Consider the following 23430-nt stretch of genomic DNA (forward strand, 5'->3'; position numbering starts at 1 on the left):
TGGGGCCGCACCGGGGGCCGTCAGGCGACCGCAGGCGCCACGGCGTCGGCTTCTCCGGCCACCTTCAAAAGGAGTGTCCGGAGGTCACTTCCGACCAAGGCAACGAGTCGTTCTTCGATCGCCTGCCAGGAAGCGGAGTCAATGGCCATGAGCGCGGCAATGGCGTCCGGCCCTTTCCCTTCCTGGATGGCAGTGAGGGCATCCCGGAGTTCACCGGAAGCCATGAGGGAAATGCGGTGTGTGGCAGGCGCTTTGGGCTTGGACATGGGTTATGCCTTCCGGGTCACTTGAAGGTGGGAATGTCCTTGCTGAGAGTCGTCATGAACTGATCGATGGGGGCGGAGAAGCCGGTCCGGCTGAGGTAGTAGCCGAAGAGGACGGCCACGAGGGCGCCACCGCCCTTGACGGACCCGGAGCGGACAAGCAGGGCCAGGAGGAGGCCGAAGAGGACGAGCGCGGAGACGGAGAACGACATGGGTACGGCTCCTTCGCGGGGTCAGTTGGCACCTTCGCGGTGCAGGCGAGCGACTGCGTTGTAGAAGCGACGGCCGAGGCGGAGGCGCATGCCGTTTCCACCGCAACGGCGACAGACGCGACCGCGCTTGAGGCGCCCGGTGCGGGTCTGGTGGACCTTGGCGCCCCAGCCGTTGCACTTGCGGCAGGCGCCGAACGGGCTCGCGGCACACACAGCGACGTAACCGAGAGCGATGAGCATGAGACCGGGTATAGCGGCGAGCAAGGAAGACATGAGATCCCCTCTCAGGGGCGGATCAGGGCCTCCCGAGGGAGGGGCCGCTAGGGGCTAGATAGCAGGTCAGAGGCGCATTGAGGTGCTAGCAGGGGTGCTAGACCTAGCGGGGAGCCCCGCTAGGTCTAGCGGCACGATCGGCTATGCGGCGTCGGCTTGGCCGTCACGATCCGCAACTGCTTTGAGGACTGCGTCGCGCTTGATTCCGCGCCGGTTGGCGCCCTTGCCGTCCTCGGTGGTGCCCCAGATCTGGACGGGGCGGATACCGAACGGCCTCAGCGCCACGGCGAGCTGCTCGGCTGTCCACTCGCCGTAGACTTCGGGTCGCAGCTCGGCGAGTCGAGCCACAATGGCCTCGCTCCAGAGCTTGTCCGTGCCGGCGGGGACCACGGCGAGCAGGTCGGCCAGGAGGTCGTAGGACGGGGCAGTCTGAACATCCGGTTGCTCGCCCAGCGCATGGCCGGCCAGCATTCCGAGGCGCTTCCGCGCGGCCCGGGCCCGCAGGGCGATGACTTCCGCATCAACGGCGTTGATCTCAACCGCACGGACGATCCGAGCATCAGCTCCTTCGCCCATGTAGTAGCAGATGCCCTTGTCCTCCCAAGCGAACATCGTCGCCCTGATACCGCGCTTGAAGGCACCGGTGCCGAGTACGAGGTTGTTCTCGATATGACTCATGACCTTCAGGCACCAACGAGCCGAAGCGTTGGCCGAGATGCCCTTGGGCAAGCTGGAATCGTCCGGCCGCTGCGTGGCCAACAGCAGCACAATTCCAGTGGCGGGACCGCGCTTTACGAGGTCCGTGCAAATCGCCTCAAGTTCCTTGCCGTGCTTGGGGTGTTCAAACCATTTCTGGCACTCGTCCACCCCGATCACAATCGGATGCAGCCGCAGGGAACGCTTGGACGCCAGCTCGGTCGTGACCTTTGACTCCGGACAGATGTCGCGCGGCAGTTCGCGGATCACCTTCGTCCTACGCCTCAGCTCCTGCAGCAACTCCCGCATGGAGACGACGGCGTATTCGATGTCTTCTTCTTCGTCGCCCGCTCGGTGTCGGTAGCCGACGGCATTTCCCACGGGATCGAGATCGCCGGTGCCCTTCAGGTCGTAGCTGTGCACCTCGGCGCGAGGGTCGAGAGCGGCCACCAGGAGCAGGAGCCTCAGCAGGTAGGTCTTGCCCATCCGGGGAATGGCGCCAATGACACCCGCGATGTACATGAGAGTGACCTCGACCCAGCGCCCGCGCTGGTCAGTCCCCCAAGCAACGGGCTTGAAGAGATCAACCGTTCCGCACTTCGCGAGCGGCCAATCCGGCTGCTTGCTCTGGGACATGTCCCGATCCCCGACCCACAACCTCAACCGGGCGGTGTGCATGTCGGGGACCGCTTCGGGCCAGACGGTTCCAAGCGGCCGCCGAAGACCGGACGCCAGCCTGTCGCGACGGTCGAGAATGTCCGTAACCGTGACGCCGAAAGGCAGGTCCCCCTCGGCGAGCCAACCGGGACCGTCGCGGGTGATGGGGCTGGTGAAGTCGAAGCCATCACCACCCTTGGCTTGCGCCTGGTTGATCCCCTGAATACCCAAGGAGCCCAACGCGCGGAGCACGATATCGCTGGTGAGCTTGGTGGCCTTGGGGATCTCAACAGCCCTGTGGATGACCGGAGCGTCGGCCGGCTGGCCCAGCCAGCCCAGACCCATGGTCACCATGGCCCCGCAGAATGCCAGGAGCCACGTCGGAGCCAGGACGTACAGCACCAGCGCCGTGGTGAAGCCCGTCACGACCGCAACGGCGGCCACGATCGTCCGCCACCTCACCCGGCGGTCCCGCTGGCGCGAAAGCTTGAGGTACCTATCGATGTCCGCGCGATCCGCGGTCTCCTTGCGGAACGGCTCGCCCTCAGCATCCCTGACCCACCGCATACTGCCGTCGACGAACCGGGCCCCGCCCTGGGGAGCCTGCAGGCCAAGCCGGAGGCAGTACCAAGGGGTGCGCACCGCGTGATACGAGGCGATGTGCCAGGCGTAGGCGCCGAGACCACGGCCAGTTGCCTTGAACTCTCGCCATGACTTGACCCATGGCGGGATGACCGGACGCCTCTTTGCCCCCAGCACTCGATCGAGCAGCCCGGGGCCGGTCGGCCCACCGGGGCGATCAACGTTGATGACCTTCTCGGGATCTGTCTCCCCTTGCTGGATGACGGCAGCCGATTCAGGTGAAGGGCCGTCGCCATGACGATGCTTGCCCATGTCGATCCACGAGCCCTCAGAAGCAGGCTCGTTGCTGTCGGCAGCGGGCCCGCCACCGGCTTCGTGGTTCACTGGCACTTCCTTCCGAGTACTGGAGGGAGCCGGGCCCGGCCCTACCCGCCAAAGCAGCGGCCGGGCCCGGTGTGTGATGGACGCAGTACGGTTTCGAGCGATCAGGGCTTCCCCGAGCCGGCTGCTTCCGGCTCCGGCTCGCCATGGCCGTTGACCAAAGTGAGCTGCCCGGGCGTGGGCCGGGGACCGCGGTCCCTGTCGAGCTTCACGAACAGCCCATGCACATAGCTGGGAGCACGCGTTGCCCGCCGTGCGGTGTCACGGACAGTGAGCCCGTCAGCCCACCCCTTCTCAATGACGGCCTGCGCCTCGGCGGCGGACAGCTTCTCCGCTTCATTGGCCGACTGGCCGTTCACTGCAGGACGTTCAGGTGAACGGTGGTCCTCGTTCACCCCCTGATCAGGGCGGACATCGGCGAAGAGCACCTTGGGATAGCCGCGTTGACGGATGTTGGTAGTCGCATGGCGCATCTGCTCGCGCGCCTGGGAAGTCAGCGCGGACACCACTGGATCCGGACCCGCGGCTCCCCACGGTGCAGGCAGTTCGACCGTGGCCAGCCCCGCGGCATGGCGCCGTGCCGCGAGCTGCTGAAGCAGCCTGTGGCGCTGTCCATGGTCGGTGCCTACCGAAGCTCGGGCCACCGCCGCCGACAGTCGATGGCTGACCCTCCGCCCCTTCCGCTTCTCACGCTGCTCGGCCGTCATATCAGCGAGCCGAGCAGCCAAGGCGACCGCGCGGTCCGTTGCCCGGTCACGCGTGATCTGCGCGGCGTCGCGGTCGCGCTCGGCGATGCCGAGACGCGAGAGGAGACGCTCCCGCAGTTCTCGCCCCAGGACAGCGGCCAGACCGTGGGACTCCGCATCCGGCTTGCGGTGCCGCAGCTCGATGCCCATGGCGAGGTGCCACAGCATGGCGGCCATGACCGGCCCCACCAGAGCGCGAACCGTGCCCCCGACCGGCCCTGACTCGGCATACGCCGGGATGACCTGCACTCCTGTGATGACCCAAACCAGCATCCCCGGCACGCCGGGAGCCCCGCTCGGACCATTGAGGTTCTGCCGGGCCATGAGCGCGGTGGCGAAGAGCGCCAGCTCAGCGGCCGCGAACATCGCCGAACGCTCGGTGGTGCTGTTCATGTGCAAGTAGTCGGCAGCGAAGCGCCAAGACGTATCACCGCTGTACGCGGTGCAGCCGACCGCGGCGAGCGCCGCAACCCGGACCGCCGGGGTTGAAAGGGCCGTACTGCTGCAGAGCTTTCGCATGCCGCGCCAGAGGCACCACACACTCAGCACCGCGGCTGGGATGACGTACGCCGGCTGGGCGAAGCCGTCGGGGATCGCGGGGGCGATCACGCCGCCTTCCCCGCCCAGCACCTCAGCGGAGACGCAGCCTCACTCCTGATCACCACGGCGTTATTGCTGAGTTGCGCCGCATACAGCGCGTTCAGGAACGCGATCTCGTCGGCGTCGCTGTGCTCCTGCAGCTCGGCCAGAATGTCGCGTGCGGCCGCCTTGCGGGCCGCTCGCTCCTCGGCCGACTCGTCCGGCCGGCCAGCGAAGAGTTCCTCGAAGTCCTCGCCGAATCCGAGGGTAAGTTCCTGGCCCTCCGCAGGAGTTGCGGCTTCTCGGGCACCGACATAAGTGCGCATGGATCTCTCCAAGTCCTGGATGGGATGAGAGAGTCCGCGGCGGCAGGCTCCTTTGACCCGTCGGCTGCCACCACTGGACTGACGAACTTTCAGACGCGCACGCGCCGCGATCCCGTGAGACGGATCCACCACCGGTACGCGACCGCGATGACGGTGTAGCCACCGAGGCCGGACAGGAAGGCGAGAGCCCAGTCCGCGCCGAGTTCCCGAGCAGACCGGACCGCGACATACGTCATCAGCAGCGCGATAGCGAAGGCGAAGCCGCCAACGATGCGGCGCCCCCGAGTCATGGGCTGCAGGTGGCGAGCCACAAGGGCAAGCTGCCCCGCTCGCGCGTAACGCAGCATTCCGCCGGCGTCGGTCACGACAACGAAACGGTTGCTGCCGTCACCCGAGAACCCGGTGACGGTACCCAGAGCCATGTCGTCCAACAGCCGAACAACATCGCCTATTGCGAGCTTCATAGGTCCCCCCCAGTGGGATCAGAGGCAGGAGGTGGCGGCGGGGCAGACCCGCCACCGTCACGTCGGGGAGACCACTCAGTCGGAGACGAGTGGTCATCACCTCCGGTGACGCCCGTTCACACGGGCCTCACCGGAGATCAAAAGCACTCGTTCATCCAGGCACTCTGTGCAGTTCTCAAACGACGGACGCTCCCCTCGGCCGGCCCTTAAGCAGGCACTCCAGGCGCGCACCCTCCTAAAGAGGTCTTGTCCTCAAGTCCTCTTTAGGAGTTGCAGAGACTATGGCGTGGATCTCGTCGAGTCGTCAAGTCCTCTTTAGGAGTCGTATGCTGAGGGTCGTCAGTTCAACGGGACGGTGAGCACCCATGGCGAAGGTCTACGAGCGGATCGCTGATGAGATCCGACAGTCCATCCGCGCAGGTCAGCTAGGGCCTGGCGAGCGCCTTCCCGCGGAGACCGTGCTCGCCGAGCGCTACGGCCGGAGCGTCCCGACCGTCCGCGAGGCATTGCGCCTTCTGCGTGACGAAGGGCTAATCGAAAAGCAGCACGGCCGCGGTACGTTCGTCCGCCAGCCCCGTACGCGAGTGGTGCGGACCAACCTCAGGCACCAATGGGAGAAGAGCCGAGCTCGCGAGCCGGAGGAGCAGCGGGCCCGCACCGGTGCGACGGAGCACGACACCGGCCTCCAGGTGAACGACCTGTCCTTCCACGCTGACTACCGCGAGATCGAAGCGAGCGGGGACCTGGCGAAAGCCTTCGGCGTTGCCGAAGGTGAACCCCTCCTCGAGCGGACGTACCGCACCCGTTACACGGCCGAGCGCGCCCCCTTTGCCCTGGTGACCTCGTACCTGGTCCGCAGCACGGTCGCCAAGAACCCGGACCTCCTGGACGAGACGCGGGAGCCATGGCCGGGAGGGACTCAGAACCAGCTCTTCACCATTGGCATCGAGCTGGACCGCATAGAGGAGCACGTGACCGCCCGTCCGCCTACACCGGAAGAGGCGGAGGAGCTGGAGCTGCCACCGGGGACGGCCGTCCTCGTGATTCGCAAGACCTCGTACGACACCAATGACCGCGTTGTTGAGCTGTCCGACATCACGCTGCCTGGCGACCGCACGGAACTGCTCTTCACCACTCCCCTGGAAAGGTGGTGAGTGCCGTGCGCCGGCGCATCATCATCGTCACCGCGGTGCACGCACCGTCCGCTCACTACCTGCAGGATGCCTACAAGTCGATCCGTGAACAGGAGCTCCCGGACGGCTGGGAGTGGCACTGGGTCATACAGGAGGACGGCAAGAGCGAAGACGTCGCTCCGCATGTGCCTCAGGACCCGCAGGTGACCTTCCGCCAGGGGCGGCGCGGCGGCCCCGGCGTCGCCCGGACGATGGCCCTGGCCGTTGCCGATGGCGAGTACGTCAAGATCCTCGACGCGGACGACCAGCTTGCCCCCGGCGCACTGGCACGGGACCTGGCGGTCCTTGAAGGTGACCCGAGCATCGGCTGGACCACCTCTCGGGTCCTGGACCTGCTCCCTGACGGCTCCACCCTCGGCTTCGACCAGGACCCGGAGGACGGACCGATCGAGCGCGGGGCCGTGCTGGAGCACTGGAGGGCGCACAACTACAGGGCCCAGGTGCACCCGGCAACCCTCTGCATCCGGCGAGAACTGCTGCTGGCCCTCGGCGGCTGGATGGCTCTGCCGGCCAGCGAGGACACCGGGCTCCTGCTCGCCCTGGATGCTGTCAGCCGCGGCTGGTTCAGCCGCGAGGTGGGGCTCCTCTACCGCAAGCACCCCGGCCAGGCGACCGCCCAGGGTGCCCACACGGACGCCATGGAACGGGAAACTCGCATGGCGGTCATCGAAGCGCGCGCACGAGCGCTGGCGTTCCACCGCTGGCGCTACCCAGCTACGGCTTGATCGGCACCTCGTACACAACCTCGGTGTGTGCGGTCGGTACGACGATGTCAGCCGTCTCGACCGGCCGCCCGTCATCGCTGAAGTAGGTGCGCCGAATCCGCATGACCAAGGCGCCCCGCTGAATGCCGAGGAGGTTCGCCTCCTCGGCATCGGCATGTCCAGCCTCAGGCCGCTCCTCGGCCCGACTGACCGTGATGCCGATCTCTGCCATACGGCGGACCACGCCCTTGCCCGCCAACGGGCCGCCTTCAGGCAGCACGACAAGTGAGCCGGCCGTGATGCTGTACGGCTCCCAACTCACCATGAGCTGCACCGGCTTGCCGTCCGCCAGGAACTCATACGTGGTGCGTACGCAGTAGTCCCCCTCTGAAATGTCGAGACGCGCGGCGACATCCGGCGGCGCGGGGACCATCCCGTCCGTCCGCGTCTCCGAAGTCGCCCGCTTGCCCAACGCCGCCATGTCAACGTGGAACGGCGATTCCCCCGCCCGCTCACGATCCGGCGAACGCACCAGCCGAACGCGCTGGCGGTATTCCGCAACATAGGTTCCCGAGCCTGCGCGCCCGGTCAGGACGCCCTGCTCGATGAGCGCCTCCTGAGCACGGCGAACGACACCCTCGCTCACGCCGCACTCTTGAGCCAACTGCGCGCGGGACGGCAGGCGTTCACCCGGCATCCACTCCTGGCCCTCAACGCGCTTCCGGAGCACGTCAGCGAATCGAAGGTATGGCGGCTGCTCACGCATATGGAAAATCTAGGCCCCTAGCTCTAGTCTGGGCGCCTAGGTTGCATCTGGGCGCCCAGCTTTTGATCTAGGTGGCCGATGCGTGGCGGTGATCCCGGCGACGGAGGAACGCGTTGTGCCCTCGCCCGCAGAACGAGTCCAGGACATCGCCGCTCGTCTCTCCGCCGCCGGCTTCGCTCCCCAGGTGACCGACCTCGATGACCACACTCGCATCGAGACGGAGGTGCCGGACCAGGTCCCTGCCGAGCCATGGCGCCAGTTCTTAGCGGCACTCGCCCTGGCCGACTGGTGGGGGTTCGCCATTGGCAGCAAGAGCGGCTGCTTCGCATGGGCCGCCGTCAACAAGAACACCCCCGCGGCAGCCAGAACTGCCCGGGGGCACGACCGTCAGCTATGAGGAGCTGATCAGTGTGTTCGACGTTATCCGTCGAGCCGCCGCCTGGGCTAGGCGGCACTTCGCTCATTCCCCGGGGCGTCACCGTTGGTGCACGCCCACAAAGCGCCTGGTTTCCGGGCCAGTTGCCCGGACGGCTTCCCTCCCCCGAAGGCCGTCACAACGAGACCGGCACAGGCCCCTGCCGCCTGAGGGAACGTCGCGCTCGTTGGGTCGCGCGTGCTGGACGACCGGCGGCCGCTTCTCCCACCCCCGCTCATGCCGGCACATCGAGCAGCTGCGGAGGTGCGCTCATGTCGAAACGTGCTGATGCCGCCCTGCCCAGCAGGTCCTTCCCGTGCACGTTAGGGAACCACGCCACGTGCGAGGCGGCGAAGGCTGAGTTCGCCGGCGAATTCCAGCTACTGGGCTGCACCCCGTGCCAGTGCCCCTGCCACCGAAGCAACGGCCAGCACCACGGCCAGGAGGGCTGACCAGCCACCATGCCTAGCTACCACACCATCGCCGACGATCTACGCCGACGTATCACTGAGGGCGAGTGGAGCGTTGGAGACCGACTGACCGCCGAAGCAAGCCTCGCGGCTCATTATCAGGTGAGTACGCCCACGTTGAGGCAGGCATTGCTGGTGCTCCAGTCCGAGGGGCTGATCGAAAAGCTCCACGGCAGTGGAAACTACGTCCGCCAGCCCCGGGAGCGCCTGACATACGACGGCAACCGCTACCTGCTCCGTCAACAGGGCCCTCTGCACCCCAAGTTGAAAGTCGCGGCATACGGCTCAACAACTGAGGCGTCTGACGCCATTGCCTCGCTCCTGCAGATCGACCTGGGCAGTGCGGTATCGGAGTACGTGTTCACCAGTTCAGATGAACGATCGGTGGCGAGCGTGGCCCATGTCTACGTACCCCACCAGGTGGCCCGGTTCGGTCTCCCCTCCGCAGCTCTGCCGTTGCAGGGCCAGGATGCTCCCCAACCGGCGCTGTCTCCCTGGGGTGATGACATTCGACAGATGCTCTCCGACGCCGGAGTGCACGTGGTGTCGACCATAGATCGCATCACCGCCAGGCTGCCCACCACCGAAGAAGCGAAGGCCATGCGCACGACCGCGCCGGTGCTCGCCGTAGAGCGCACTTCCTACGACGACGCCGGCCACATCGTGGAGGGCTCGGTTCTCGTGATGCCCAGCTCTCGTGCGGAGGCCGTCTTCTGCACCCGCGCCCGCACCATGGAGCTGGAGTCTGCCGGATGACCAACTCACCGAACAACAAACGCCGCTTGGCCAGCCGTGAGCTCGACCAATCCGAACTGCGGCTCCTCCCATGGTCGAAGCCTGACGGCGAGCCGTGTTACCTGAGCCAGAGCAACTTCAGCAGCCCGTTGGTCCGCATCGCGGACGAGGTGGAAGCGGCACAGACACGCTGCGGCGCTGATGTGCTCGCAGGCGCGAAAGCCGTACTCGAAGATCCGAACGCCGGCAGTGCACAACTCCGGTACGCCCTTGTGCGGGCCGTCGAATCACTCGGTGAGGTCCTGCGCGTCGCTAAAAGCCGCGGCGCGCGGCTGCGCTCACGGCCTCGGGACGAGGCGAATCCCGATGCTCACGACTCCGCCGGTGATCAACCGCCAGCAGAAGACCCCGGTAACCACTACGGCCAAATCCTCGAAGACATGCCAGGAAATCCAAGCTCCCGCCCGGCGGGGAACACGGAGACCGCAGACATGGCAGATACGCCGCCCATGTACGCCACAGGCGCCCTGGTCGTCGACAAACGAGACGGAAGGGTTGGCAAGGTCATGGACACCTTGGACGGTGTCGTACACCTCCGTCCCCTCAACGGAGGCAGGGAATGGCCCTGCTTGCCGAACGACATCCGGATTGCAACCGACGACGAAGTCCGACGGGCTCGGCCCTGCGGCGAATGCCGCCGCATCAAGGCTGAGCGCTTGGAAGCACTGGAGCAAGGGGACCACAGCGCGGCGGAAGCGCTCACCACGCTCATGGGCAGGCATCTGCGGGAAGTCCACCCGTAGCCGTTACGTAGCCAGGACGACAGGCCCGGGCAGCATCTGATCAGAAACGGTGAGGCCCCGCACCAGCGCTCCTGCGCTGGCGCGGGGCCTCATAAATTCATCGTTGATCACCAGGCTGTACGCCTTGACGACAGACCGGCGCACGAGAAGAACAGGACGCCGATGCGGAGGGTCAGCCGAAAGAGGGGACCAGGGTGTGCTCCGTGCCGAGGTATTCGGCACCGGTGTCCTCGTAGAGGGAGGTTTCGCCGTCGGACCAGCGGATGACGAGGTCGTCGGTGCGGCCGTTGCCGGTGAAGTTACCGGTGGTCATGACGGTGCTGTGGGTCCAGGTGCTGAAGTTGCCCCCATGGACGGTGTGCGTGGCGCCCAGGCCGTTGACGGTGGTGCCCACGTAGCTGTTGATCGAGCCGTCCTTCCAGCGCACCAGCAGGTCCCACTTGCTGTTTCCGCTGTACTCGCCCGCGGTCAGCAAGGTCGCGTCCTCCCAGGCCTTGTTGGAGTCCTTGAGCTTGTGCTCCTCCGCGAACTTCTTCTCAGCCCCGACGTTGGTGTAGAGCGTCAGCTCGCCGTCGGACCAGCGCACCATCAGGTCGGTGACGTACTTGTCGGCGTTGAAGCGGCCCGCGGTGATCTGGGTGGCATGCTTCCAGGTCTCGGCCGCGGCCTTGTCCGTTTTCGGGTTGACCATCGAGGTGCCGTCCCAGTTCAGGCCCCTGGAGCCGACATCACCGTAGAGCGAGACCTCGCCATCGGACCAGCGCACGATCAGGTCGAACTGGGAGGAGCCGGTGAAGTCACCGGCGGTGATTCCTTCGGCGTGTGTCCAGATGCTGTCCTTGGCCACGAGCTGCCGCTCGCCGTTGAAACCGCCGTGGCCGTCGCTGTTGTAGAGGGTGACTTCACCGTCGGTCCACACCACGATCATGTCACTGCGCCCGCGGCCATTGAAGTCGCCGGAGGCCATCAGCTTGGCGTGCTTCCAGGTGCTGGCGACGCCCATGGTGTAGGGGACGCTGGGCTGTTGGTAGTTGCCGTAGTTGGGGTGGCGGCCGTGCTGGGCGTCGTCGTAGAGGCGGAAGAAGTAGTCCTGGTGCATCGGGCTGTAGGTGATGCGGTCATACATCGGGCTTTTTTTGTCCAGGATGCCGCCCCCGTTGAAGCCGCCGACGTTCCCGATGATCACACCGGTCCCGTCGTCGTGGATCTCGGAGAACCAGGGCCCTCCCGACACGCCGCCCCACATGCCAGCGCAGTCGATCAGCATTTGGTTGTACCCGGATAGCGGCCATGTCTTGGTGTTGCACTTGACCGGCATGTCGTTCGGGTTGTGACGGCCAGCATCGGGATAGCCAACGATCGTGACGTTATTTTTGAAACTATTGGTCCGCGCGAGGGTATTACCACCCACCACGTCCTGCACGTTCTTGCCTTTGACCGACTTCAGGCTTGCGAACGAAAAATCCAGGTCAGAGACGACGGTTTGATCGTTATGCTTGTATTGCCGATAGATGAACCAGTCTTTCACCGGCCAGATTCCGTACGGCAGGGAATGGACGTCCACACCATTATAGTTGGGCACGAAACCCACTTTTCCACTCAGTTTGCAGTGGCCTGCGGTCAGGATGAGGTTGCGTCCTGGGCTTTTCACCACGCTGGCCGAGCAGTAATGTTCCTTTTTCTTCTCATCAAGGCCGAAGAGCGTGCCGACGGACTTCATGCCGCCGAAGTGATCAGCCTTGTCGCCTGCAGCCACGCCCGGACCCGTAGGGCCCGGGGTCGATTCCTCGGTCGGCGGCACGGGTGGCCGTCCGGAGGGGTCGGTGGCGGAGGCGATGCGCTCCGGTGTCCAGAACCGGCTCAGATCCTCCGCCTCCGCGTCACCGTCCGTGCCGTCCTGCGCAGGATCCGTCGGGGCAGCAGAAGCGTCCTGCGTAGGGGACGCCGATGACGCGGAGTTCGGGGCAGAGGATGCGGCAGCCCTGGTGGCGTCACCCGGAAGCGGGGCAGCCTTGGACGACGGCGGGCTCGATATCTCGCGCGGGGATGACGTGGGTGTGCCTGCGGCTGCTGCCGGGCCGGCGGCCAGGACAAGGAGACCTGTTGCGGCCATGACGGCACGCCGGAGGCGCGCTCCGTGCAATGACATAGGTTTCACTCTTCGTTGGAATTACGCCTTCTCTGTTTTCAGGGAAGGCTCAGAAAGCGAGCACCTACAAGGAATTCGGGCTCGTCAAAAATGGCTTGCGGGCCGGGAGCTTCCGGTCCGCAAGGCACGGGGAAAGAGGGTTCAGGCCGCAGGGCCCCTGCGCCGACGGGCGCGGGCCGCGCGGATGGCGGCTGCCACCAAGCCAGCGGAGACGACGGCGAGGCCAGTCCATAGCCAGGGGACATACCAGCTGGACGCCGATGGCTCGGACGAGCCGGAAGACGAAGGCGGCGGATCTTCGGCTTTCGCAGAGACGATCAGGTTCTGCGTCACGCTCTGCCGTCCTCCGTGCGAGGACACCGTCACCGGATAGACACCCTCGGGAAGGTTCTGTCGCAACTGGATATGCCCCGCATACACGTGGGGCCCATTCTCCGCGTCCTCCCGGAGATCTGGGTCATCACTGGTGTGCATGCGCAGGGCCAGCGGGTGCTCGAAAGCCGGCGACCGTGCCTGCAGGGTTCCGGCCTCGTCGTTGCGGACGGCAAGGGAGACGGCTGCCTGTGCACCTGGACGCACCCAATGCGCTTTTTCCACTGAGTCGACGGGGTCACGCGTATAGCGGGGGTAGATGTCGAAGCGACGGACGTAGCTGGAATACGGTCTGCCTTTTACCGTCACCTCAGTGCTGGCGATGTCCCGTCCGTGATAGATCGCGACAACCACATATCGGCCCGGATAATCGGTCGTATAGTGACCGTAGTCGTTTGCGCTCTCCGTCGTTTGGCTATCGCGCGGCACAACTTCATAGTTGGGAAAGAAATATGACAGGTGATCGTTGGGGTCGGCGGGCCGGGCTTCAATGGTGGCTTTGTCCCAGCCGGGGGGCATTCCACTGAGGTGGACGGCGGCGATACCGCCGGCCTGCACCGGCGTGTGCCCGTGAGGTCCCAGGCCGAACACTTCAAGCCGTGGCCGCGAAGGAGCGGTCGGCGAAGCGGGAGCTGAGGGTGTGGGCGTCTCCGCATGGGCCGGCGTCAGGGAGAGGAGCAGCGCGGATGCCACAGCAGTAGCGGACGCGGGCAGACGGCCGGGACGGTACATCAGAGCCTCCCGGCCCGGGGAAGGGCAAAGAGATTGCCCACTTCGATTTCCTGACGGTCCCCGAAACGAGAAGGACGAGGGGCTCCCTTGGCTGTTCCGGCAGCGGCCGGCGCCGATCGGTCCGCCACCTGCGTCGCCTGGCCCCTGGCGGATAACCCACGTGCGATAGCGGAATCCCCAGCGGTCTGAAGACCGGCTGACACCGCCACCAAGCAAATTCCGGTTGCAGGGCGCTGGTTAGATGCCTTGCAAGGCACATCCCGGCGTTTCCTACTGGTGCTCACAGTCGTTCCCCCCGACTCCCCAGCCCCCGTGCCGAATTGCGCTACCTCAGACCATGCTGAAGCCGCGACGAGTCGAAATGATCATGCCATGTCCGCGCCTGGCCGTACAGACCTTTCACGGATCCAGCCCGCCCTGAGTTACTTGAACTTTGCACTGCCCAAATACCGCTGATGTCCCGCCCTGGCCGCCTCCACGTGCCTGACCGACACAGGCGGCTGAAGACATCAGGACAACGGCGATGTCAATCCAGCCGATCTTGGCTGGCACGCCCCGCGAGGGTTCCAAGCCCGCTGCCCTCTCTCGCATGATCACTACCGTCCAACGGCGTCCCACTCGACCAGCGTGACGTCGCACAGAGCCCGGGTTCACCAGCCAGGGCTACAGCAGCGGGAGAAGATCGTGAGAATCGCCAGACTGACCACGGTGACGGCTGCCATAGCCACGGCGGCAATCTTCAGCACCGGACTCTCCTCTGCCGCCACGGCGGCCGAACACAACACCCGAGAACGGTCGGTGGCTGCTGCCCCCGCCGACCCGGCCGCAGCCATGGCGGCCCAGGACGAACTCGACTCGGCTGACGGGCAACGATTCGTGGCCGCGCTGGACGTGATCAACGAGATGCCCGACAGCGTCGCGGAACAGGGAGAGGCGGCAGTCCAGGCCTACCTGGCCGAACACCTCCCTGCCGACAAGGACGGCTCGGTGGCCTCCGGCTGGTGGCAGACCACCAAGTGCGTGGCCGCCATCACCGCCGCCGTCGCCGGCGGCTCGGTTCCCGTCGTCAAGGTCCTCAAGCTCAAGAAGTTCATCAGCAAGGCCGGAGGCGTGAAGAAGGCTGCCTACCTGCTGATCCGCGTCGCCAGGGGCGAGGAGAAGATCAGCGAACTGGGCTCTACCCTTGGCGGTTTGGCATCGGCCGTGCTCGGTGTTGACTCGATAAGGAAGCAGTGCCGCTGACCGGGAGCCCCCATCTCATGACGAGTACCAAGACACGCACGACAGCTCTGATCACACCGGTCGCACAGGAAGCACAGGACGAGGCGAAGGCTCTAGCGGGTCAAGGCCGCACGGCCCAGGCTGTCCGCCGACTGCGCAAGGAGTCCAGCCTCGGCCTCCATGTGGCTCCCGTCGCTGTGGACTTGCTCGTCAAGGGCCACAGGCTGCCCACCAACTACCAGCAGGCAGTTGATGCACTGCGCCAGTGCGACGCCCGCCTGATCGGCGAGATGACGAACCTGCTGCACAACAAAGACCAGGACTCGGCCATCAAACTGCTCCGAGAGCGGACCGACATCGACCTGGCCGGGGGATACCACCTCGTCATGGCATTGGCAGCGGAATCCGACGCGCGCTGAACACAGTGGCCAGCGCTTCGGCACAAAGGGAGGGTCCACGTAGCAGACAACGGGTTCAGGCCCTCCCTTCACCTGCCCCGGACCGGATGTTGGTCACGCCATGGCCGTCCCCTGCTCGGCTACTGAGTCAACACGGTGTGCCGTATCGGCACCGCTACGACAGCCGATCGGCATCAATGCGGGAGAACAGCACCTCAGTCTCGGCCGTGATCGGCCCGCGCAGTCGCTCCGGCCACGGTAGTGGGCAACGCAGTGCGACCGGGTAGCTGGCCGGAGAGTAATCATTGACGAGTCGGTAGGGGTGGAAACCGTATTCGCTGAATGTGCTCAGCAACTCATCGACTGAGTCCCCCAACTTGGCCATGCGCTGTGGATCCACCTCAACGGCGATCTCCGCATCGTCCCGCAGCTCGCCAATCATCGACGACATACCTCGAACGACCGCTCCCTCTGCACCCTCGACATCGATCTTGATCAGGCGAGCAGTTACGATCTCGGCCAGCGTCAGAACATCAGGCAGTGGACTGGCGTCAATGGAGAAGCTGGACTCAATCGCCCCGTCGTACGGCACGATGCTGTTTGCGCCAAGGTTGTGGGAGCTGGCAAGAGTGAAGGTCAGCTCCTTCTGAACGTCGGCCACTGCGGCGTTCACGGCCCGGACATTTCTGAAACCGTTGAGCTCCAGCTGCTCAAGCATCCGCCTGTGGAATAACGGTGAAGCCTCGACGGCCGCTATCTGCCCGTCCGCCCCTACGAGTCGTGCGGCGAGCAGGCTGAAGTACCCGACGTTGGCGCCAACGTCAACGAAAGTGTCGCCGGGCTGCAGCCTGCGCCGAAGCCAGCAGGTCAAGTGGGGTTCCCACACGCCGAACATGTAGATATAGCGCTGGATGAGATCTCGGGTGTCAACGAGGTATTTGACTCCGTCGGCGGACCGGACGATCTCTTGACGAGGAAAATCCCTCAGTAACGGGTTCAGGATTCGGGCAGCCAGTGGCGCCTTCGCCAACGAGCCGGGAGCGTAGCGGATATACCGTCGACCGGCAGATATCAGAGCCTCCACCACGAGGTTGCTCATATACGGCTACCTTTCGCGATCAACGTCGGGGCGCCCCGGGAGACCACGCCGGACGACACGCTACTCAGCCAATGCTTTGCGGCACAGGGGTGACAGATCAGGACATTCCCCCGATTGGCGAGCACAGCAGGGGAACTCGATCTAGCCTCGTTGGCTCGCAATCACTGGGGGTAATACATGCTGGATGAAGAGCAAAGACTGGCATTAACGATCGCAGGACTACTGCTCGTCGGCGGTGTGCTGTTGGGCCAAGCACTGATCGGCACATGGGTCACATTCGCCCTCTCGGCAGGAACCATTGTCGGCTACTACCTCACGCCCTGGATCTGCGAAGAGGTGACCGTGCGGCGGTTCACCCGGCAGCTACGGCGGTGGCCAACGCCTCCGCAGGCTCCGTGAATCCGTCCGAAAGTGACCGGTCCACCCGCCCTGATCGACTCGTAGGATCCTCTGGTCATCTTTAGGACTTCGTCCGTTGGGGGACCGGGGTGGGGGCCGCCGAACAACTCGTAACGATCTCTGCGGTGTTACTCGGCGGTCTTACGACGCACCTGACCAACGCCCTGTCGGAGCGGAGCCGCAAGCGGCACGAGCTCCTGACGCGGTGGGACGAGAAGAAGCTCGACGCCTACGCGAACTACGTCGACCGCATGCGAGCCAGCATTTTCCTCGCCGTGGAGCTGTACGAGCACCGCGAAGGGCTCCGGCAGAGCCGACGCGGCGAGCCGGAGATCAGGGCCGACATGGCGGAAGCCGGCCACGTCCGCGGACGCGCTTTCGAACGGGTGATGCTGCTGGGCGGCGACGGCGTGGTTGAGGCCGCTCACGAGCTGAATGCGGCCGCACTGGACGTCGACTGGCAGGCGATGGGCAAGACCACGGGGACCTTGGAGGAGTGGCGCCAACGGAATCGCGCAACGTTCCGCGCCATCAACACCTTCCACGACGCGGCCCGGGCAGACCTCGGAGTCCACGGCAACGTCACGGGCGAGCACCATCCCGAGAGGGACCTTCTGCTTCCCCCCACCCAGACCGGCGCCGGCGGCGCGGCGGCGAGCGGCTGAAGCATGGGGGCGTCACCGCAGTCACTCCGTCGCAGCCACCGCTCCCCCGATGCTTCACCCGCTCGCCGCTCTGCAGAATCAGGCCCCCGTAATAGAACACAACTAGGTGTCGGCCGCGTTGGGCCCGTGCGCGCCTGGGTGGCCCGGTCCACCGTCCGGCCCGGTACGCCTGCAACCCGTCCGGCCCAGGCACGCCTGAACGGTCCGTGGTGTTTTCGACAGGTAGAGCCACTGCGGCAGCTCGAACCGGAGCCACTGGTGAACTTGTGAAAGCTGTCGTGGATTCAGTTGAATTCACTCGAACGTGCGTGAGGTACGGCTCGGTCGATGGGCAGGCGGCAATAGCGCATGGCGAGTCTACGTAGCAGCATCAGCGCCCAGCCGCGGCCCTGTCGCTCGGTCAGCGATACCGCCGACCGGCTACTGCGGAAGAGATTCAAGCCAGGCAGCCACTCTCAACGAGCGTTGTAGGGAGGCTTTGAACAGTTCGGGATATTTCGTCTCAGTGAGTGCGCGGCGGATGCGCACGGCTTCCTGGACCGCGGCCAGGCCCTCCTCTCGCCGCCCCACCTCACCCAACCGGACGGAGAGGTTGTTCAAGGCACCGGCGAGGTCGGGCAGGTAAGCGTCCGGGTTCGCCTCGGCCAGCGCGCGGCGCATGCGCACGGCTTCCCGGATCGCGGCCAGGCCCTCCTCCCGCCGCCCCACCTCACCCAGATCGACGGAGAGGTTGTTCAAGGACATGGCGAGGTCGGGCAGGTAGGCCTCCGGGTTCGCCTCGGCCAGCGCGCGGTAGTGGTCGGCGGCTTCCCGGATCGCGGCCAGGCCCTCCTCCCGCCGCCCCACCTCACCCAACCGGACGGAGAGGTTGTTCAAGGACATGGCGAGGTCGGGCAGGTAGGCCTCCGGGTTCGCCTCGGCCAGCACGCGGTAGTGGTTGGTGATGGTCTGGGTGAGGCAAGCGGCCGAGTTGGCAAGGCGCCGACTGGACTGCGGGAAACTGCCGTCCAGGGTGGTGAGATCGTCGAGGGCGACGGTGGAGTCGGTAGCGATGGCGTCGAGGGCGGTGATGAGAGGAGCTGGGTGGTCGGTCTGGACGGCCGTGGTGATGATCTGGCCGGCGAGTTGGCGGCGGTGGCGTTTGCACAGGCCGGTCAGGTGTGCAGCGAGGCGCCCTTGGAAGACGGGGTGGGCGGCGGCGCGGCTGTAGGTGGTCAGCAGCTGGGCTGTCTGGGCGTGGTCGGCGTCGTTGAGGAGGCGCCCGGCGAGGGCGGGGTCGGTGTCGAGGATGCGTCCGATGTGGCGTTCGGCGAGGCGGTCGGGCTGGAGGATCCCCCAGAGCTGGCCTTGGATGGTTGCGGGGTAGAGGGCGGCGATCCAGGCGGTGACCGCGTCGCGGCGGTCCCGGCTCTGGTCGGCCAGCGCCGGGAGCCTGCGCCAGGTCTGGTCGGCTTGTTCGCGGTCGGCTGCGCCGACCAGGTGGGCCGCGGCCAGCGCCGCCTTGAGCGTGTCGAGGGTGAGTGCGGGCAGAAGGCCGCGGAGGGTGGCGGTCTGCTCCCAGTAGCGGTGCTCGTGGCCGAGCAGCCTGTCCTCGACCCCCTGCGCCGCTTGCCGCACCGCATCATCCGCGGCCGCCACGGCCGGCTCGGTGGTGTCGAGGAGGTCGGCGAGGGCGGTCATGTGGAGGGTGAGCGCGTTGCCGTACGCCTCCTGGTCGAGCCGGGGTACGGGCAGGGTGCAAGCCGCGGCCGGCCAGTCGTGCCCGGCGTATCCGTGGACGCGGGGCAGGACGGTGGCGAGGGCACGGACGGCCCGGCGGTAGGCCTCAGGCCGGTGGGCTGGGTTGCCCTCCAGCGGGGGCAGGGGGTGGACGGGGGCGGTGTCGAGGTAGTCCTGGGTGAGGCGTGTGCTGTTCTTCGCGCGGGTCCACCAGTCGCCGTCGGTGCGGGCCAGCAGCAGGAGCTTGAGCGGCGTCGTGCCAGGGTGCTCGACGGCCGCCTCAATCAAGGCGGTGAGCTGCCCGGTGCGGGTCTCGGCGTAGTCCAGGACGACCAGCAGCGGTTTGGCCGCATGCCGGATCTCCCGCAGCTGGTCGGCGGTGGCGTCCGGGCGCGGCCACAGCACGGCCCACCGGTCGGCGGCCAGCAGGTCGGCGAGGTGGTGGGCGAGGCGGGTCTTGCCCTGCCCACCAGGCCCGTGCAACAGCCACGCCCCGAACCCGCCCAGCGCACACCACGCCCGCAGCCGCTCGATCAGGTCTTCGCGGCCGTGGAAGGGAACGGCCTGCCGTCCGGCCTGCAGCAGCGCCGCGGCCGAGCGCAGTGCGCCCCCGGGCGTGGGGGGAGCTGGGTCGGCGAGGTGCTGGAACTCCACCGCCTCCAGGCCGCTGGCGGCGCCGGCGTGCTCGGCGAGGGCAGTGCGGAAGTCCGGGTTGTGGTGGAGGACGTAGGCGGGCACAACGTTGAGCTGCCCGTGGCCAAAGTAGGCACGGTCGGAGGCGACGACACCGGTGAGCAGGCGATCGCAGAACACCGCGGCCCCCGACAGGCCACCCCACGGAGAGGAGCCAGCCTGCGGCCACTGCGGGGGGTGCTGGAGCAGATCCATCACATACTGGTTGCCGACGAACCCGCTGCCGGGGTTCACCCGCCCCTTCAACTGGACGGCCTCCACTGCGGCCCCGGACCGCTGGGCCACCTCCGGCACACCCCAGCCCTCGCATGAGGTGCCGGGCCGGTCCGTCACCATGCGCCCCCAGCGCACCGCCCCCGCGGCCGGCTGCCACCACTGGTCTGCGTCGACGACAACCAGCGCGGCGTCATCCCGACCGCCCGGCGTGCCACACCACACCGCCACCCCGCTCACCGCGTGCTCCCCGCCGGGGCGGAATACCTCCACCCGCTCACCCGCCTGGGCAACGACGTGCGCGCAGGTCAGCACCAGCCGCCCGCCCACCGCATACCCCGACCCGGGACCACCGGGCCCGGTTACTCCCGTCAGACGCGCCCGCTCCACCTCAACCCCCGAGACATGCCGGAAACCGCCCGTCCCGACCCGGGGACGGCCTGTCAGGGATGCCCAGTTTTAGTCCGGGATGCGGCTCGAATTGTCCCCGGGGCCGGACGGCCGGTCGGGCGCTCCGCTGACCAGCAGGTCACCGCCGTGGACGTTTTTCGGCGTGAGCGTGAACGACACCCGGTGCGTGCGGCCGCGCGAGGCCCCGGCCTCCGTCTCCGCGCCCACCGCCCACAACCTGAACCCGGCCTTCGCCTTCGCGTCTGCCCGCACCTCGACCTCGAACTCCATCTCCACCGGTCCCACCGCGAACACCACATCCAGATGGTCCCCGCCCACTGCTGCCGCCGCGATCAACTCATCCCGCACCGCTGCCACCGCATCCACCAGTGGAATATCCACCATGCCCACCCCACTTCGACGCATAGTCACATCAACACGGCCACCGTAGGACGACCACCCCGCCACCCGCAGCCAAACCCGCCAACCCCTGCCCCAGGTCCGCACCCCGCCCCCGGACACTCGGCCAGCAGCACCTCGTGCAGCCGCTGCTGGAAGCGGTCCCGCCCATCCGCGGCAAACGCGGCCGGCCCCGCAAGCGACCGAAGGAGGTCTACGCCGACCGCGGCTACGACCACGACTGCTACCGCCGCCAGGTCTGGGCGAAGGGCATCAAGCCGGTCATCGCCCGGCGCGGCACCGGCCACGGCTCAGGGCTGGGAACCAAGCGGTGGGTCGTGGAACAGACGATCGCGCTGCTGCACTGGTTCGGCCGCCTGCGCATCCGCTGGGAAACCCGGGATGACATCCACGAAGCCTTCCTCAAACTCGTCTGCTCGCTGATCTGCTGGCGACGCCTGCGAACGGCGTTGCGTTAGGAGCTCTTAGCGGCAGCGAGCCACTGGCCAATTCTGCGTACCGTTTCTTCCTCGACCGTTTCGGCAAGCTGCTCCATAGCCCGCAGGTCGGCGTCACCAAGCCCGGTGCGCATGGTTTGAGCGAGCGCCGATGCCAGTAACTGATATCGGCGATCCCTCAACCGCTCGGCCTGTGCACTCGTTCTTCTCGATTGCTGTGCTAGCTCCGTGGACTCCTGAGTGGCGACCGCACCCGAGGGTGCCGTGATGCCCTGAAGCCGCTCCCAGCCCTGGCCGGCTTCATCCGGCCCCCATAGCTCCATCACCGGCGCCTCGCCATGGAACTGCATGGTCTGAATCATCAACGCCACTGCGTAGTCGACAGGTTCACGGTACGGAGACTCGGCTACCGCCTTCCAGCCGCTGACGGATCTATAGACAAACGCAACGAAACGTGGTTTTCCCGGAGGGGGTTGAGGCACTGGAGCTGCGACCATGACAGCACTCCTGTTCTCAGGGAAGTACCTCCAGACTAGCCGTCCTCCTGACGCATAGTCAGATGTTGTTACGGACTCATCAGGGCAGGGCCCGGCGGGGAGTGCGCAGGGAGTGGATCAAGGGCACCTATCCACTCCACGCCAAGCAGAACCAACGCATACCAACACCCCGACCTGCATCGACGCCAAACCAACCAGCTCAGCCCCTTGCCCGAACTTCGTTCGGGACGAAGAGGTCGTGGGTTCAAATCCCGCCACCCCGACAGCTGTAACAGCAGGTCAGGGCCACCTACTAGGTAACTAGTAGGTGGCCCTGACTCGTTTCCGGAGGCTTCTGGGAGAAGATCTTGGAACCCCGCTCCCTGGCGCCGTCTACCGTGCCCTCAGCCGCTCCTGCAGGAGCTGGTTGAGGACGGCCACCGGCGATGCCGGGCACCTCGCCAACCGGGCGGCGATCGCCGCCCACCACACCGCGCACGGCCTCCCGACCGTGCCCGGCCAGGTGCTGGTGACCACCGGCGCCACCCAGGCCGTCGCCCTGAGCGCCCGGCTGTACCTCGGACGCGGGTCGACCACGGTCGTGAAACCCCCCGGGTGGCCGGGCTGCCTGGATGTCCTCAGAGCGGCCGGCTCACGGCCGGCCGGCGTCGAACTCGACTCCGACGGCACCAGGATCGACCGGCTCGCCACCGCGCTCGCCGAACACCGGCCCACGCTGCTCTGCCTCATGCCGGCCCACCACAAGCCCACCGGCACCCTGATGTCCGCCGGACGCCGTCGACTGGGGGCCGAGATCGCCGCCGAACACGGCGTCACCATCCTTGAGGACAGCGCGCATGCGGCGGCCCTCGCCCCCGAGCGGAACCGCATCCTCCGCGAACGGCCCCACCATGACCCGGCTGCCGGCCGAGCGGCTTCCGGGCCGGCGCCGGCAGGCACCGTACGGAGGCTCCGTTCTATGGGTCCGGTTGCCTCGGGGCACGGACGCCCGGATCCACGCACAGGTAGCGCTGCGCCATGGCGCGGAGGTCATCCCGGGCGCCACAACGGATGCGACCGGAGCCCATGACAACTACCTCCGCCTCCCCTACTCCTTCGCCTGGAGCAGCGGCCGCTGAAGCGGCTGGTTCAGGGCGTCTGTGGAGGCAGCCGGCTTCCCGGTCGTCATCGGGTGCAGGAGGACTCGGACACCGCCGGCTTCGTCCTCTTCGCACCGAGCCAGACCACATCCTTTACGGTAAAGGTGCTGGCACTGGTCTTGGTGAATGTGACGCGAGAGGGAATGGAACTGCCATCCGGCTGGGACAGCGTTCCCTTTATGACGAACGAGTTCCCGGACCAGGCGGGCGCCGTTTGCACGGCATGGTGCCCAAAGCTGTCAATTGAATCCACCGTAAATCTGTGATGCCGGGCGTCCCAGCCCCAGGTGTACTCGGCCGTGCCGACCGGGGTGCCGGCAATGGAGCTCACCTCCTGCCAGCGCTGGAAATTTCCGCCGTAGATGAAATCGACAGTCACCGAAGTCTTGAACTCGGTTCTGGAACCATCCGGACCGGTTGCGGCCCCGGAACAGTTCCAGGCGCCGGAGAACATGCTCAGCGGCTTGAGCGCGGGGGCGGGCGGCACATCCGCGGCGTGCGCGGCCGGGGTGCCCAGCGCCGCCCCGGCGAGCATCGCGGCACCCATGACGGCCAGCCTCATCAACTTGCCTTTTATCGGCATTGAATGTTCCTCCTCAGCGCTCCGCATTGAGCGGTCGCT

At 66.5% G+C, this 23430-nt stretch carries 23 protein-coding genes, 1 tRNA gene and 2 pseudogenes; 12 read left to right on the forward strand and 14 right to left on the reverse strand.

The window, feature by feature from the left end; genetic code table 11:
• Positions 1 to 20: 20 nt before the first annotated feature.
• From ACIHFE_RS14015 to ACIHFE_RS14040, 6 genes and pseudogenes are all read right to left on the reverse strand, one after another.
• Complete coding sequence (locus ACIHFE_RS14015) at positions 21 to 266, reverse strand: hypothetical protein (RefSeq protein ID WP_400106132.1); 246 nt, start codon at positions 264 to 266, stop codon at positions 21 to 23.
• A 17-nt stretch (positions 267 to 283) separates the two neighbouring features.
• The gene (locus tag ACIHFE_RS14020) at positions 284 to 475 is read right to left on the reverse strand and encodes a hypothetical protein (protein WP_400106134.1); all 192 of its coding nucleotides are present in this window, start codon (positions 473 to 475) and stop codon (positions 284 to 286) included.
• Between the two features lie 414 nt (positions 476 to 889).
• Positions 890 to 2995 (reverse strand): cell division protein FtsK, encoded by a 2106-nt coding sequence (locus tag ACIHFE_RS14025; RefSeq protein WP_400106992.1) that lies wholly within the window; start codon positions 2993 to 2995, stop codon positions 890 to 892.
• Positions 2996 to 3584: 589 nt separating this feature from the next.
• Positions 3585 to 4419 (reverse strand): annotated as a pseudogene (locus tag ACIHFE_RS14030) (hypothetical protein); the annotation flags it as partial.
• Positions 4416 to 4715 carry a hypothetical protein gene (locus ACIHFE_RS14035; protein WP_400106994.1) on the reverse strand — a complete coding sequence of 100 codons (300 nt, stop codon included), beginning with the start codon at positions 4713 to 4715 and terminating at the stop codon, positions 4416 to 4418. The pseudogene ACIHFE_RS14030 and the gene ACIHFE_RS14035, both read right to left, overlap by 4 nt.
• 89 nt (positions 4716 to 4804) lie before the next feature.
• A complete protein-coding gene (locus ACIHFE_RS14040; RefSeq protein WP_400106136.1) occupies positions 4805 to 5179 on the reverse strand; it encodes a hypothetical protein in 375 nt (124 codons plus the stop codon).
• A gap of 365 nt (positions 5180 to 5544) precedes the next feature.
• Between ACIHFE_RS14040 and ACIHFE_RS14045 the strand changes: the two genes are divergently transcribed.
• Both ACIHFE_RS14045 and ACIHFE_RS14050 read left to right on the forward strand, forming a co-directional pair.
• Positions 5545 to 6333, forward strand: coding sequence for a GntR family transcriptional regulator (locus tag ACIHFE_RS14045; protein ID WP_400106138.1), 789 nt, complete (start codon positions 5545 to 5547; stop codon positions 6331 to 6333).
• Between the two features lie 5 nt (positions 6334 to 6338).
• On the forward strand, positions 6339 to 7097 hold the full coding sequence (locus tag ACIHFE_RS14050) for a glycosyltransferase family 2 protein (RefSeq protein ID WP_400106140.1): 759 nt from the start codon (positions 6339 to 6341) through the stop codon (positions 7095 to 7097).
• Here ACIHFE_RS14050 and ACIHFE_RS14055 read toward each other — a convergent pair.
• A complete protein-coding gene (locus tag ACIHFE_RS14055; RefSeq protein WP_400106142.1) occupies positions 7087 to 7842 on the reverse strand; it encodes a GntR family transcriptional regulator in 756 nt (251 codons plus the stop codon). The genes ACIHFE_RS14050 and ACIHFE_RS14055 overlap by 11 nt on opposite strands.
• A 115-nt stretch (positions 7843 to 7957) precedes the next feature.
• On the opposite strand from ACIHFE_RS14055, the gene ACIHFE_RS14060 reads away from it, so the two are divergent.
• The 3 genes from ACIHFE_RS14060 to ACIHFE_RS14070 all read left to right on the forward strand — a co-directional run bounded on the left by ACIHFE_RS14060 (position 7958) and on the right by ACIHFE_RS14070 (position 10265).
• Entirely contained in the window at positions 7958 to 8239 is a 282-nt protein-coding gene (locus tag ACIHFE_RS14060; protein WP_400106144.1) for a hypothetical protein, read from the forward strand.
• Positions 8240 to 8718: 479 nt separating this feature from the next.
• Positions 8719 to 9483 (forward strand): GntR family transcriptional regulator, encoded by a 765-nt coding sequence (locus tag ACIHFE_RS14065; protein WP_400106146.1) that lies wholly within the window; start codon positions 8719 to 8721, stop codon positions 9481 to 9483.
• Positions 9480 to 10265: a hypothetical protein gene (locus ACIHFE_RS14070; RefSeq protein WP_400106148.1), complete on the forward strand. Its 786-nt coding sequence runs from the start codon at positions 9480 to 9482 to the stop codon at positions 10263 to 10265. Before ACIHFE_RS14065 ends, ACIHFE_RS14070 begins: the two co-directional genes overlap by 4 nt.
• Before the next feature lie 172 nt (positions 10266 to 10437).
• Here the strand turns inward: ACIHFE_RS14070 and ACIHFE_RS14075 are convergent, their stop codons facing one another.
• Together ACIHFE_RS14075 and ACIHFE_RS14080 are read right to left on the reverse strand one after the other, a co-directional pair.
• Complete coding sequence (locus ACIHFE_RS14075; protein ID WP_400106150.1) at positions 10438 to 12021, reverse strand: trypsin-like serine peptidase; 1584 nt, start codon at positions 12019 to 12021, stop codon at positions 10438 to 10440.
• A 534-nt stretch (positions 12022 to 12555) separates the two neighbouring features.
• Positions 12556 to 13479 carry a hypothetical protein gene (locus ACIHFE_RS14080; RefSeq protein ID WP_400106152.1) on the reverse strand — a complete coding sequence of 308 codons (924 nt, stop codon included), beginning with the start codon at positions 13477 to 13479 and terminating at the stop codon, positions 12556 to 12558.
• Positions 13480 to 14202: 723 nt separating this feature from the next.
• Between ACIHFE_RS14080 and ACIHFE_RS14085 the strand changes: the two genes are divergently transcribed.
• Positions 14203 to 14760, forward strand: coding sequence for a hypothetical protein (locus tag ACIHFE_RS14085; protein ID WP_400106154.1), 558 nt, complete (start codon positions 14203 to 14205; stop codon positions 14758 to 14760).
• A gap of 17 nt (positions 14761 to 14777) precedes the next feature.
• Complete coding sequence (locus tag ACIHFE_RS14090) at positions 14778 to 15158, forward strand: hypothetical protein (protein ID WP_400106156.1); 381 nt, start codon at positions 14778 to 14780, stop codon at positions 15156 to 15158.
• A 154-nt stretch (positions 15159 to 15312) separates the two neighbouring features.
• On the opposite strand, the gene ACIHFE_RS14095 is transcribed toward ACIHFE_RS14090, so the two are convergent.
• Positions 15313 to 16236: an FkbM family methyltransferase gene (locus ACIHFE_RS14095; RefSeq protein ID WP_400106158.1), complete on the reverse strand. Its 924-nt coding sequence runs from the start codon at positions 16234 to 16236 to the stop codon at positions 15313 to 15315.
• Between the two features lie 177 nt (positions 16237 to 16413).
• Between ACIHFE_RS14095 and ACIHFE_RS14100 the strand changes: the two genes are divergently transcribed.
• Both ACIHFE_RS14100 and ACIHFE_RS14105 read left to right on the forward strand, forming a co-directional pair.
• A complete protein-coding gene (locus ACIHFE_RS14100) occupies positions 16414 to 16635 on the forward strand; it encodes a hypothetical protein (RefSeq protein WP_400106160.1) in 222 nt (73 codons plus the stop codon).
• A 125-nt stretch (positions 16636 to 16760) separates the two neighbouring features.
• Entirely contained in the window at positions 16761 to 17300 is a 540-nt protein-coding gene (locus ACIHFE_RS14105; protein ID WP_400106162.1) for a hypothetical protein, read from the forward strand.
• Between the two features lie 420 nt (positions 17301 to 17720).
• Here ACIHFE_RS14105 and ACIHFE_RS14110 read toward each other — a convergent pair whose 3' ends face one another.
• Both ACIHFE_RS14110 and ACIHFE_RS14115 read right to left on the reverse strand, forming a co-directional pair.
• Positions 17721 to 20198, reverse strand: coding sequence for a tetratricopeptide repeat protein (locus ACIHFE_RS14110; protein ID WP_400106164.1), 2478 nt, complete (start codon positions 20196 to 20198; stop codon positions 17721 to 17723).
• Between the two features lie 186 nt (positions 20199 to 20384).
• Positions 20385 to 20720, reverse strand: coding sequence for a trypco2 family protein (locus tag ACIHFE_RS14115; protein WP_400106996.1), 336 nt, complete (start codon positions 20718 to 20720; stop codon positions 20385 to 20387).
• 140 nt (positions 20721 to 20860) lie between these two features.
• Here ACIHFE_RS14115 and ACIHFE_RS14120 point away from each other — a divergent pair.
• Positions 20861 to 21193, forward strand: a pseudogene (locus tag ACIHFE_RS14120) (transposase); the annotation flags it as partial.
• Here the strand turns inward: ACIHFE_RS14120 and ACIHFE_RS14125 are convergent.
• The gene (locus tag ACIHFE_RS14125; protein ID WP_400106166.1) at positions 21190 to 21534 is read right to left on the reverse strand and encodes a hypothetical protein; all 345 of its coding nucleotides are present in this window, start codon (positions 21532 to 21534) and stop codon (positions 21190 to 21192) included. The pseudogene ACIHFE_RS14120 and the gene ACIHFE_RS14125 overlap by 4 nt on opposite strands.
• A gap of 243 nt (positions 21535 to 21777) precedes the next feature.
• Here ACIHFE_RS14125 and ACIHFE_RS14130 point away from each other — a divergent pair.
• Both ACIHFE_RS14130 and ACIHFE_RS14135 read left to right on the forward strand, forming a co-directional pair.
• A tRNA-Pro gene (locus tag ACIHFE_RS14130) sits at positions 21778 to 21932 on the forward strand.
• Between the two features lie 143 nt (positions 21933 to 22075).
• Entirely contained in the window at positions 22076 to 22738 is a 663-nt protein-coding gene (locus ACIHFE_RS14135; RefSeq protein WP_400106168.1) for an aminotransferase class I/II-fold pyridoxal phosphate-dependent enzyme, read from the forward strand.
• Between the two features lie 95 nt (positions 22739 to 22833).
• On the opposite strand, the gene ACIHFE_RS14140 is transcribed toward ACIHFE_RS14135, so the two are convergent.
• On the reverse strand, positions 22834 to 23391 hold the full coding sequence (locus ACIHFE_RS14140; RefSeq protein WP_400106170.1) for a DUF1579 family protein: 558 nt from the start codon (positions 23389 to 23391) through the stop codon (positions 22834 to 22836).
• Positions 23392 to 23430 lie beyond the last annotated feature (39 nt).

Origin of the sequence: Streptomyces sp. NPDC052396 (assembly GCF_044593195.1) — a bacterium.
Lineage (GTDB): Bacteria > Actinomycetota > Actinomycetes > Streptomycetales > Streptomycetaceae > Streptomyces.

Excerpts from the sequence above, each read along its gene's own strand:
- ACIHFE_RS14015 (WP_400106132.1), bottom strand. The coding sequence starts at position 266 with ATGTCCAAGCCCAAAGCGCCTGCCACACACCGCATTTCCCTCATGGCT.
- ACIHFE_RS14020 (WP_400106134.1), bottom strand. The coding sequence starts at position 475 with ATGTCGTTCTCCGTCTCCGCGCTCGTCCTCTTCGGCCTCCTCCTGGCC.
- ACIHFE_RS14025 (WP_400106992.1), bottom strand. The coding sequence starts at position 2,995 with ATGGGCAAGCATCGTCATGGCGACGGCCCTTCACCTGAATCGGCTGCC.
- ACIHFE_RS14035 (WP_400106994.1), bottom strand. The coding sequence starts at position 4,715 with ATGCGCACTTATGTCGGTGCCCGAGAAGCCGCAACTCCTGCGGAGGGC.
- ACIHFE_RS14040 (WP_400106136.1), bottom strand. The coding sequence starts at position 5,179 with ATGAAGCTCGCAATAGGCGATGTTGTTCGGCTGTTGGACGACATGGCT.
- ACIHFE_RS14045 (WP_400106138.1), top strand. The coding sequence starts at position 5,545 with ATGGCGAAGGTCTACGAGCGGATCGCTGATGAGATCCGACAGTCCATC.
- ACIHFE_RS14055 (WP_400106142.1), bottom strand. The coding sequence starts at position 7,842 with ATGCGTGAGCAGCCGCCATACCTTCGATTCGCTGACGTGCTCCGGAAG.
- ACIHFE_RS14065 (WP_400106146.1), top strand. The coding sequence starts at position 8,719 with ATGCCTAGCTACCACACCATCGCCGACGATCTACGCCGACGTATCACT.
- ACIHFE_RS14070 (WP_400106148.1), top strand. The coding sequence starts at position 9,480 with ATGACCAACTCACCGAACAACAAACGCCGCTTGGCCAGCCGTGAGCTC.
- ACIHFE_RS14090 (WP_400106156.1), top strand. The coding sequence starts at position 14,778 with ATGACGAGTACCAAGACACGCACGACAGCTCTGATCACACCGGTCGCA.
- ACIHFE_RS14095 (WP_400106158.1), bottom strand. The coding sequence starts at position 16,236 with ATGAGCAACCTCGTGGTGGAGGCTCTGATATCTGCCGGTCGACGGTAT.
- ACIHFE_RS14100 (WP_400106160.1), top strand. The coding sequence starts at position 16,414 with ATGCTGGATGAAGAGCAAAGACTGGCATTAACGATCGCAGGACTACTG.
- ACIHFE_RS14115 (WP_400106996.1), bottom strand. The coding sequence starts at position 20,720 with ATGGTGGATATTCCACTGGTGGATGCGGTGGCAGCGGTGCGGGATGAG.
- ACIHFE_RS14125 (WP_400106166.1), bottom strand. The coding sequence starts at position 21,534 with ATGATTCAGACCATGCAGTTCCATGGCGAGGCGCCGGTGATGGAGCTA.
- ACIHFE_RS14140 (WP_400106170.1), bottom strand. The coding sequence starts at position 23,391 with ATGCCGATAAAAGGCAAGTTGATGAGGCTGGCCGTCATGGGTGCCGCG.